Origin of the sequence: Pyxidicoccus fallax (assembly GCF_012933655.1) — a bacterium.
GTDB classification, from domain to species: Bacteria; Myxococcota; Myxococcia; order Myxococcales; family Myxococcaceae; genus Myxococcus; species Myxococcus fallax.
The window spans coordinates 1-7,349 of the sequence record NZ_JABBJJ010000487.1 but is presented as its reverse complement, the minus strand read 5'-3'; the positions used below and the strand labels follow the sequence as shown (position 1 = coordinate 7,349).

8 protein-coding genes are annotated in these 7,349 nt (G+C 70.9%); 4 read left to right on the top strand and 4 right to left on the bottom strand.

What is annotated here, in order from left to right; genetic code table 11:
• The 3 genes from HG543_RS49675 to HG543_RS49665 form a co-directional block, all read left to right on the top strand.
• Window positions 1-896: hypothetical protein (locus HG543_RS49675; protein ID WP_246357862.1), on the top strand; the 896-nt coding region annotated here is incomplete at its 5' end.
• A gap of 16 nt (window positions 897-912) precedes the next feature.
• Window positions 913-1,236, top strand: coding sequence for an FmdB family zinc ribbon protein (locus HG543_RS49670; RefSeq protein WP_169351996.1), 324 nt, complete (start codon window positions 913-915; stop codon window positions 1,234-1,236).
• Between the two features lie 313 nt (window positions 1,237-1,549).
• Window positions 1,550-2,302, top strand: coding sequence for a hypothetical protein (locus HG543_RS49665; protein WP_169351995.1), 753 nt, complete (start codon window positions 1,550-1,552; stop codon window positions 2,300-2,302).
• Window positions 2,303-2,326: 24 nt separating this feature from the next.
• Here HG543_RS49665 and HG543_RS49660 read toward each other — a convergent pair whose 3' ends face one another.
• Both HG543_RS49660 and HG543_RS49655 read right to left on the bottom strand, forming a co-directional pair.
• Entirely contained in the window at window positions 2,327-3,058 is a 732-nt protein-coding gene (locus HG543_RS49660) for a PHP-associated domain-containing protein (RefSeq protein WP_169351994.1), read from the bottom strand.
• Between the two features lie 62 nt (window positions 3,059-3,120).
• Window positions 3,121-3,396, bottom strand: coding sequence for a hypothetical protein (locus HG543_RS49655; protein ID WP_163996431.1), 276 nt, complete (start codon window positions 3,394-3,396; stop codon window positions 3,121-3,123).
• A gap of 229 nt (window positions 3,397-3,625) precedes the next feature.
• Between HG543_RS49655 and HG543_RS49650 the strand changes: the two genes are divergently transcribed.
• Entirely contained in the window at window positions 3,626-3,826 is a 201-nt protein-coding gene (locus tag HG543_RS49650) for a hypothetical protein (protein ID WP_169351993.1), read from the top strand.
• Window positions 3,827-3,893: 67 nt separating this feature from the next.
• Here the strand turns inward: HG543_RS49650 and HG543_RS49645 are convergent, their stop codons facing one another.
• Window positions 3,894-6,062: an alpha-amylase family glycosyl hydrolase gene (locus tag HG543_RS49645; protein ID WP_169351992.1), complete on the bottom strand. Its 2,169-nt coding sequence runs from the start codon at window positions 6,060-6,062 to the stop codon at window positions 3,894-3,896.
• A gap of 87 nt (window positions 6,063-6,149) precedes the next feature.
• A partial coding sequence (locus HG543_RS49640; RefSeq protein WP_281404549.1) for a CDC27 family protein occupies window positions 6,150-7,349 on the bottom strand: 1,200 nt, incomplete at its 5' end.

The following is a 7,349-nucleotide window of genomic DNA, read 5'->3' as shown; positions in this document are numbered from 1 at the left end:
CCGTGCCCACCTTCGCCACCCCGCCCGCGCCCCCGGCGACGGCCGCGGATGGCGACGGCAAGGCCGGCAAGAAGGGGGGCAAGGCCGCCAAGGAGGCCGCCGTCCAGGAGCGCATCGCCCCGCGCAAGCGCTCCGCGGACGAGGCTGGCTCCGAGGACGGCCAGGGCCAGCCCTTCGAGACTTCCGAGGATGTGGGTCTGCCGCGCAGGGAGCTGCCGCGCCCCCGGGGCCGCTTCACCCGCGTGGAGGCGCCTCGCGCGTCCTTCATGGAGCTGACGCGCCTGGCCAGCAAGCCCACGCTGGAGGCCGGCCTGGAGGCCTCCGAGCACCGCTTCGCGCTGCTGCGCAACCTGTCGCAGCGCTTCAACGGCCCGCGCGGGGAGCTGACGCTGGTCGACCTGGAGGGCGTGCTCCGAGACCATGGCCTGCTGGACGCGCTGAAGGACAAGGAGCGCAAGCAGGTGCTGGCGGCGTACTCGGATCAGCGCGGGGCCGCCGGCCGCGTGGCCTGGTCCCTGGGGCTGAGCCCCCCGGAGCTGCAGCGGCTCGTGTCGGTGCTGGGCCTGGGTGAAGAGGTGGAGGCGCTGCGCGAGCGCTTCCGCCGCGAGGCCCTGGCCACCCCGCACCTGACGCACCGGTTGGATCTGCTCGGCCGCGAGAAGTACCTGGCGGACCTGGGCATCCAGCGGAAGTTCGCGGACTCGCTCCGCAAGGAGCTGGAGCGCCTGGTGGCCGACGAGGTTCCGGGTGCCACCGACCTGCACGCCCTGGCGGACGCCGTGGGCCGCAAGCACGGGGCTCCCGCCGAGCTCGTCTTCCGCGCCCTCGAGCGCCTGGGACTGGCGACCGGACTGCGCAAGCAGCTGCTCGCCAACGCCCCCCATTCAACACCCTGACGAGGCACAGACACCCATGCCCATCTACGAGTACTCCTGCCAGAGCTGTGGAAAGACCATCGACGTGCTGCAGAAGATCTCCGACCCGACCCCGGCCGCGTGCACCGCGTGTGGCGCCCAGGGCTCGCTGTCGAAGGTCGTCAGCCGCTCCAGCTTCGTCCTGAAGGGCGGGGGCTGGTACTCCGACCTGTACAGCTCCACCAAGAAGGACGGAGGCTCCGGCGACTCCTCGTCGAGCAGCAGCTCTTCCAGCAGCTCTTCGTCCTCCTCTTCGTCGAGCAGCTCCAGCGCATCGACGAGCACCCCGGCTCCCGCCGCCGCGGCCGGCGACAAGTCGTAGCGTCCGGGCGGGGAAGGCCGAAAATTCGCTCCGGGCACGGGACGGACGCACACTCGCGTCCCGTGCCCTTCCCTCCTTCCAAGCGTCCTCCCCGTCACTGCGCGCTGTGCGGTCACCCGGAGCTGACGGATGCGCGCGGGCTCGGCCGTTTCCTGCTCATCGCCGACCCGCATGGCCGTGGTCCCATCTGCCCGCCCCAGCGCGGGTGTCGTGGCGGCACCCGGCGCGAGGCGCATGAGGCACCGTCGGCGCTGACGCAGGCCGCCCGCTGAGCTAAGCAGGCACCCTCCCGCGCCTGTGCCGCGGAGGTGCCATGCCACGCCCCACCACCCGACTCTCCCTCCTCTCCGTCGTCCTGCTCGCCGCGCTCGCCGCGGGCTGCCGCAACTACACCAAGATGCCCCCGGAGGCCCGCGCCTCGCTGGGGAGCACCCTCACCGGCCCGGAGGCGGAGCAGTATCTGCGCGTCTCCGTCCACGTCACCCCCTTCTTCGGGGACGCCACCAAGCGCCTGCTGACGCCCTACGCGCCCGAGGACGTGCGCCTGCTGGACGACACGAAGGGCAACCCCATCAACCCCGGCGCCGTGGAGCGCATCCTCCCGGCCGGCACGAAGCTGCGCATCACCAAGGTGGAGTTCCCCACCTCGTGGGTCGTCACGGAGCGCGTCCTCTACACCCCGCGCACCTGGCCCTGGGTGTACCTCGCCGAGGCCGACGCCCCCGCCGGCGGCCCGCCGCTGATGCTGGTGCTGCCGCCCAACCTGGAGCGCCCGGAGGACTTCCGCACCGAGCTGGACAAGTACCTCTCGCCCCGGGACTTGAAGGCGCAATTGGACGCGCTGGCCCCCGCGGTGCGCGACGCCGTGCGCGAGAAGCGCCTCGTCGCCAACATGCCCCTGGACGCGGTGCGCATGGCCTGGGGCCCCCCGGAGCGCATCGTCCGCTCGCTGGAGGGCACCGCCAAGAACGAGGAGTGGGTGTACCCCACGGGCCGCCGCAAGGCGTTCCTCTCCGACGGCCGGCTCGTCCGCGCCGAGGAGGCCGGAAAGCCCGTGCTGCCGTGAGGTGACTTCGCTCGGGGCCGGGGACTAGCGGCGGCGCCGCTTGCCGCCACCCCGGCCACCCCCGCCGCCCGACTTGCGCGCGGCCTGGGCCTCGCCGGGCCGGGTGAGGCGCGGCAGTTCGCCGGCCATCACCGGCCAGAACTCGCCCTTCAAGAGCTCCGCCACCAGCTCCGCCTGGGTCTTCACGTCGCGCTTGAAGAAGGTGGCGCCCCGGCCCACCTCGTCCAGCGAGCCGCGCGCGTCGCTGCCGCCCACGCAGGGCAGCTTCAGCGCCTCGGCGGCCTCCACGGCCAGGTCATTGGCCGTCTGCTTCACCCGGGCGTTGTAGCCCTCCACCGCGCTCAGCACGGTGTTGAGGGAACGGATGTAGTCCATGGCCGGGTTCTGCGAGTCCCGGTCATACGGCCGCGCCGCGATGATGGCCGCCCCCAGGGACTTCACCTTGGGCAGGCACTCGGCGGCGCTCCACGGCTTCTCGCGGTTGCTGCCCCACAGCTGCACCGGCTCGGGGGCCAGCTCCGGCTTCGGGAAGAAGCACAGGTACTGGCCGCGGTCCGTCAGCAGTTCCAGCCCGACGAAGACCTTCAGCTTGGACTTCGCCCCCAGGTCGAACAGCTCATCGCAGCCGTCCTGGGTGTTCGTCTCGGTGAAGGCCACCCCGTCCAGGCCGAACAGTGCGGCCCGCTCCAGGACGGCGCGAGGATCCAACTCGCACCCCTTGGACAGGTAGGAATGGGCGTGCAGGTCGATGAGCATGGGCGCCGCTCCCTAACAGGCCACCCCGGGGCCTGTCGAGCGCGCGGTACCCGCTCCCGGCCTCAGGCGAAGGCGTAGGACTGGAAGGTCCCCTGCTTGGCCTGCGTGTTCTTCTCCTCGTAGGTGCGGATGAGGTACCCCATCAGCATCAGCGAGGACGTGTTCTCCAGCACCCGCGACGGGTCCTTGGAGATGAGATTCGCGCTGTAGTTCAGGAAGAACTGGGCCAGCTCCTCGCCCGCCTCCTTGACGATCAGCGCGTTGAGCGCGGTCGGCTCCATCGTCCGAATCGTGTTGATGAAGTCTACCGCGAGGTCCTTCTTCGTCTTCATGTCCACGGGCCTTCCCCCTTCCCCACCGCCGCCTTCACTCGTGGGCCCCTGCCCCGAATGCCCCGAACACCAGGTGCGACTTCGCCAATCTAGGCACGCGCCCCGCCCTGCAAACCCCCGCACCGTCTCGATCAACGTCGAGGGGGCGGGGAAGCCGGGTTTTTGACACCTCTGGAAATCACGTGCGATAACCCCCTATTGTCCTTTGTCAGTACCGCACAAGGAGTGGCAGGCGATGTTCACGGGCGTGAAGGTCTTCTCCGCCACCAAGGCGAAGGAGCGCGAGGAGCTGGGTGAGAACGTCACCCGTTGGCTGAAGAGCAACTCGGACCTGGAGATTGTCGACCGGGTCGTGTGTCAGTCGTCCGACAACGAGTTCCACTGCTACACCCTCGTGCTCTTCTACAAGCACGGGAAGAGCCAGCAGCAGCCGTAGCAGTGCCTACCGGAGGAAGGGGCGGCCCCCCCTCCCCCACCATGACGCCCGACCGCACCGGGTGCGGCTACGGGATGTGTCGCTGCGCCGGCACGTAGACGGAGATGCTCCGCGGCGGCAGCTCCAGCACCACGCTCGTCCCGTTGATCTGGACGGTGCGCTCGCTGAGGACGTCCTTGTAGCTGGGATTGAGGCGGCCCAGGCCGCCCACCACGTCGATTTCCAGCGGAGGCCGCTGCAGGGGGCTCCGGTTGATGACGACGATGGCGCCGTGCCCGTCCGGCAGCGTCCGCTGGAAGATGTAGAGGTCGTTCTCCACGCGCAGCGTGTGGCGGTCGCCCGTCTGGAGCGCCGGATGCTCCCTGCGCGCCTGCCCCAGCTTCTGGACCAGCTCCAGCACCTCCCGCTCCAGCGGCTCCACCCTGTCGCCGAAGCGCATCGGCCGGCGGTTGTCCGGGTCTCCCGCGCCCGGCAGGCCAATCTCGTCGCCGTAGTAGATGAGCGGCACGCCCGGCTGGGTGAGCACGAAGGCGAAGCCGTACTTGAGCTTCTCGAAGGCGGCCGGGTCCGTCACCGTGGGCGGCGGGCGGTTGGGGCTGAACGGGTCTCCCCCCTCGCCCTCGAGCTGCTTCGCCGCCTGGGACATGAAGCGCGCCACGTCGTGGTTGCCGAGGAACGGCGAGTTGATGGTGCCCGGCGCGTAGAAGACCTCGTTGGCGCGCACGGCCTCGTCCACCCGCTGGAGGCTCTGCCCGTCCGCGAAGGACTCGCGCACCGGCCAGTACAGGGGGAAGTCGAACTGCCCGTCCAGCTCGCGCGGGCTGATGTAGCGGGCAATCTGCGAGCGGCCGTCCGCGCCGACGAAGGTCTCCCCGACGAGGTAGAACTCGGTGCCCGTCATGGCGGTGATGTCGCGCAGCTTCGCGCGCAGCGTGCGGCCGGCCACCTGCTCCATGTGCTTCACGGCGTCCAGGCGGAAGCCGTCGAAGTCCGCCGCTTCCAGCCACCACAGGCTGTCGGCGATGAACGTGTCCACCATGTCCGCCGAGCGCCAGTTGAAGTCCGGCAGGTAGTTGGTGAACTTGCAGACGAGGCGCTTCTCCTCCCAGTCACACCACTCGCTGCCGCACACGCAGCTGGCGGAGGTGTTGAACCAGCCGTCGTCCTGGTGCTGGACCCAGTAGGGGTGCTCCTGGTGCACGTGGTTGAGCACCAGGTCCGCGATGACACGGATGCCGCGCTTGTGCGCGGCGGCGGTGAGCGCGCGCAGCTCCTCCAGCGAGCCGAAGCGCCACTGGGTGGTGCGCGGCTGGCTGGGCCAGTAGCCGTGGTAGCCCGCGTAGTACTTGCCCCCGGTGCCGATGAAGCGCCCCTCGGGGTTCTGGTCCACCGGGGAGACCCACAGCGTGCGCACGCCGAGCGCGTCGAAGTAGCCCTCTTCGATCTTCTGGGTGATGCCCGCGAAGTCACCGCCGTTGTAGTTGGCGATGGGGTCCACGTCCGCCACCGGGGCGTCGTTGTCCCCGCGGCCGTTGTGGAAGCGGTCGGTGAAGGCGAAGTACATCATCCCCGACTCCCAGCGGAACTTCTGGGGCTCCACCCAGAACGGCAGGTAGATGGGCTCGGAGGCGCGGCCCGCGCTGTCCTTCGCCGTCACCTTCACGTGGTGCTTGCCCTGGGCCAGCCCGGTCTCCGACAGGACGAAGCGGCCCGTGGCCGGGTCATACGCGTCCGGACGCGCCTCGCCGTCCAGCGTCAGCACCATGTCCTCGCGGGACGGGCCCGCCTCGTCCGTGCCGTCGACGTACGCCACCTCGACGTTCAGCGCGCCCTCCGGCGTCGCCTCGAAGCGCCGCAGCTCCAGCACCGGCTGGCGGCAGTCCGGCACCTGCAGCCGCGAGTACTCGTCCGCGCGCACCCAGCGCGAGTACGGGTTCTCCGGGTCCAGCATCTCCTTGTCGCCCACCACGAAGCGGTAGCCGTAGTCGCGCGGCTCCAGCCCCTCCAGCCGCGCGGTGAACACGCCGTCGCCGCGGTCCTCCATCTTCAGCCGGCTGGAGGAGAAGCCGTTCCACTCGCCGACGACGGAGACGCCGCTCGGGACGGACTGCTGCGGCGCGTAGGTCAGCTTCACCTCGCAGGTCCGGACGGGAATGGATTCTTCGGACTCACCGCAGGCGGAAGCGACGAGCAGCACCGGCAGCGCCAGGGCGCGGGAAAAGCGGAAGGGCGTCATGCGAGCACCTTTCTACGGGAGCCCCGCGCGCTTTTCCAAGCCCCTGGGAGGAAACGACCTGACTCGATGCGTCGCGGACTGTGAGCGCTACTTTCCCTCGTACTCCTGGAGGAGCCGGATGACCATGCTGGCCTGGGGGTGGTCCGCCGGGGCGACCTCCAGGAAGCGCTGGTAGTACTTCGCGCCGTCCTCGAAGCGGTCGAGCCGGGCCGAGGCGGAGCCCGCCAGCAGGAGGCAGTTGGCGTGCTCGGGCGCCAGCTTCAGGCAGTCGCGGGCGCGTGCCAGCGCGTGCGCGTACTGTTTCGCGCGGAACAGTGCTTGCCCCCGGGCGTAGGCATTCGCCGCCGTGCCCTCCTGCGTCGCCTCCTCGCCGGGTGCGGCCTCCTGGGCCGGGACGACCGCGGCGGTCGGGGCCACCTTCGACGCCTGGCCCCGAGTCGCGAGGGAGGCCTTCGCCGTGGCCGTGCGGCTGGCCGCGGCGGGCCGGTCCGCCGTGTGGGAGCGGGAACGCTCCACGCGCACGCGCACCGCGCCCTCGTTGTCGGAGGCGTCATCGTCCACGAAGCCGCAGTGCAGCCCGCGCATGCCGTTGAGCCGGACCTCGGCGTCCGGCGTCAGCAGGAAGCGCCCGGCGCGGGCCGGCGACAGCCCGGACGGGTCGTCCTCCGTCACCTGCTGCACGCAGGCCACCGCCAGCGACGGGCCGCGCGCTCGCCCCAGGAGGAAGGCGCCCTCGCCCACCGGCTCCACCGTCAGCCGGTAGGTCTCCTCCGGCTCGAGCCCGGTGAGGAGGAAGGCCCGCTCCACGCCCGCCGTCATCCACTCCGGGTGGACGGTGAGGCGCCGGGTGTGGCCCGTCTTCCCATTCGTCAGGGTGACGTACCGCTCGGGCAGGTTGTCCACCGAGGTGGGGGCGCCCACGGTGAAGAGCATCAGCCCCGAGGCCCCGCGGAGGGACTCCTGCTTGCGGGACACGATTCCCACCGCGGCGTCCGCGGCCACGCCCCCGCCGGTGAGGCGGTAGAAGAGCGTGGGCATCGGCTGGTTGCGCTCCTGCGCGCCGAGCGGGGTGGTCTCCGCGATGCGCCACTCCACGTCGGGCTCGAGCGTCCCCAGGGTGGCGAGCCCGGAGGAGATACGGAACAGGTGCCGCCGGGCGTCCAGCTGGAACGTGTCCACGGGCCAGGTGGCGGTGTCGGGAGCGGCGGGCTCGGCGCCGGACGGCTTCCTCGGGGCGGCCGGGACGGCGCTCGTTCGCATCGGTGGGGTGATGGGCTGGGGCTCGGG